This window comes from Komagataeibacter kakiaceti JCM 25156, from assembly GCF_000613305.1.
Map to the genome: position 1 here is coordinate 1 of NZ_BAIO01000333.1, position 2,677 is coordinate 2,677.

Here is a 2,677-nt window from a genome sequence, read left to right on the forward strand (position 1 = left end):
CGCGCGTGCTGCCGGGTCTGGAGCCCGATGGCAGACTGATCTGGTCCTATCGGGAGGCCATGACGCCGACCGCCCTGCCGCGCAGCCTGCTGGTCATCGGGTCCGGCGCGATCGGGGTGGAATTCGCCTCGTTCTACCGCAACATGGGCGCCGAGGTCACGATTGTGGAGGTGGCCGACCGCATCCTGCCGGTGGAAGATGCGGAGATCAGCACCTTTGTCCGCAAGGCCCTTGAAAAACAGGGCATGAAGATCCTGACCGGCGCGAAGCTGGGCACGATCAGAAAGGGCGACAACTCCGTTACCATCGATGTCACGGCAGGCGGGAAGACGCAGCCGGTCACCGTGGAGCGGGTCATCTCCGCCGTGGGTATTGTCGGCAATGTCGAGAATATCGGGCTGGAAGGCACCGCGATCGAGGTGGCGGGCACCCATATCAAGGTCGATCCCTACTGCCGCACGGGGGAGAAGGGGGTTTACGCCATCGGGGACATCGCGGGCGCGCCCTGGCTTGCCCACAAGGCCAGCCATGAGGCGTGCTGGTGGCGGAACTGATCGCGGGGCGCACGGTCCACCCGATCAATCCGCTCAACATTCCCGGCTGCACCTACTGCCGCCCGCAGGTGGCCTCCGTCGGGATGACGGAAGCGCGCGCGAAGGAAGCGGGTTACAAGCTCCGTGTCGGGCGGTTCCCCTTCATCGGCAATGGCAAGGCCATCGCCATGGGTGAGCCGGAAGGGCTGGTGAAGACCATATTCGATGCGGAGACCGGTGAACTGCTGGGCGCACACATGGTCGGGCCGGAAGTGACGGAAATGATCCAGGGCTATGTCATCGCCCGCACGGGTGAACTGACGGAGGCCGAACTGAAGGAAACCGTCTTCCCCCATCCCACCATCTCCGAAACCATGCATGAGGCCGTTCTGGCGGCGTATGACGGCGCATTGCATATCTGATCGTGCGGTTGTGATCCGTTCCCGTGGGGAAGGGGGCATGAACGCTTGACGCGGTGCGGCAGGCGTTACACTTCTGGCTATCGACCTGTTTGCAGGGATTTTATGTCATGTCTGTGCGTGTGATGATCGACCACCGAAAAAAGGGGGACCCCGCCCTGCGCCATCCGGAAAAGGCGCACAGGCCGGATAACCCGATCGCGCGCAAGCCTGACTGGATCCGCGTGCGCGCGCCCAGTCACCCGACCTACCATGAGACACGCAAGCTCATGCGTGACAACAAGCTGGTCACGGTGTGTGAGGAGGCGGCCTGCCCCAATATCGGGGAATGCTGGTCACAACGCCACGCGACCATGATGATCATGGGCGAAATCTGCACCCGCGCCTGCGCGTTCTGCAATGTCACCACCGGCATGCCCCACGCGCTCGACCCCGATGAACCGGAGCGCGTGGCCGACGCCGTGGCGCGGCTGGGGCTGCGCCATGTGGTCATTACCTCGGTGGATCGTGACGATCTGGCCGATGGGGGGGCACAGCATTTCGCACGGGTCATCGGGGCCATACGCGCCAGCGCGCCCGATACCACCATCGAGATCCTGACCCCTGACTTCCTGCGCAAGCCCGGCGCGCTGGAGGTGGTGGTCCGCGCGCGGCCGGACGTGTTCAACCATAATCTGGAAACAGTGCCCCGGCTTTATCCGGGCATCCGCCCCGGCGCGCGCTATTACCAGTCGCTGCGCCTGCTTGATGACGTGAAGCGGCTGGACCCGTCCATCTTCACGAAATCGGGACTGATGCTTGGATTGGGGGAAGAACGGGCCGAAATCCTTCAGGTCATGGATGACCTGCGGATAGCGGACGTTGATTTCATCACGCTGGGGCAATATCTCCAGCCTACGGTCAAGCATGCTGCGGTAGCCCGGTTTGTAACGCCTGATGAATTTGCCGATTACGCGGCCATGGCCCGTGTAAAGGGCTTCCTTCAGGTCAGTTCCTCCCCGCTTACCCGGTCTTCGTATCATGCGGATTCTGATTTTGCGGAACTGCGCGCCGCCCGCGAACAGCGTCTGCGGACGGAGCGTGGCGCTATGGAGAGTATGTGATGCCCACCCATGCCGAACGTCGGCTTATTGCCTATTCCCCCGATCAGCTTTTTGATCTGGTGGCCGACGTGGGGAAATATCCCCAGTTTCTGCCATGGTGTACCAGCGCGCGTGTCCGCACGCGCACGGCTGACGAACTTGTCGCGGATCTGACCATCGGGTTCGGTCCCTTCCGCGAGACCTTTACCAGCCGTGTCCGGCTTGAAGCCCCCGGCACCATCCGCGTCACGTACGAGAAGGGGCCGTTTCGCTATCTGAACAATGTATGGACGTTCACGCCGGATCCGCGTGGATGTCTGGTGGATTTTTTCGTGGATTTCGAATTCCGTTCGCGCCTGTTGCAGGCCGCGATCGGCGTTGTGTTTAACGAAGCCGTGCGCCTTATGGTTTCCGCCTTCATCCGCCGCGCACGCGATATTTACGGGCAGCCGCGCACACCGGCCCCGCAGCCGATCGGTCCGGCTGAAGCAGGCAACGCCTGAGCCCACCCTCTGCCAGACCGGATAGAGACCAGTATCATGAAAAAACTTATTCCCGCCCTTGCTGGTGGCTTCCTGCTATTGGCGGGACTGCCCGCCATGGCCGCGCCCGCATCGCAGCCCGCTCCCGGCAGCGATGCCGA

The 2,677-nt window shown here is 62.8% G+C and carries 2 protein-coding genes and 1 pseudogene; all 3 read left to right on the forward strand.

Annotated features, from left to right (window positions below; genetic code table 11):
* Positions 1-955 (forward strand): annotated as a pseudogene (locus tag JCM25156_RS24380) (FAD-dependent oxidoreductase); the annotation flags it as partial.
* 107 nt (positions 956-1,062) lie between these two features.
* Entirely contained in the window at positions 1,063-2,055 is a 993-nt protein-coding gene (gene lipA, locus JCM25156_RS13290) for a lipoyl synthase (protein WP_025813461.1), read from the forward strand.
* Positions 2,055-2,537 (forward strand): type II toxin-antitoxin system RatA family toxin, encoded by a 483-nt coding sequence (locus JCM25156_RS13295; RefSeq protein WP_025813462.1) that lies wholly within the window; start codon positions 2,055-2,057, stop codon positions 2,535-2,537. Before lipA ends, JCM25156_RS13295 begins: the two co-directional genes overlap by 1 nt.
* The last annotated feature ends 140 nt before the right edge of the window (positions 2,538-2,677 follow it).

Excerpts from the sequence above, each read along its gene's own strand:
- lipA (WP_025813461.1), top strand. The coding sequence starts at position 1,063 with ATGTCTGTGCGTGTGATGATCGACCACCGAAAAAAGGGGGACCCCGCC.
- JCM25156_RS13295 (WP_025813462.1), top strand. The coding sequence starts at position 2,055 with ATGCCCACCCATGCCGAACGTCGGCTTATTGCCTATTCCCCCGATCAG.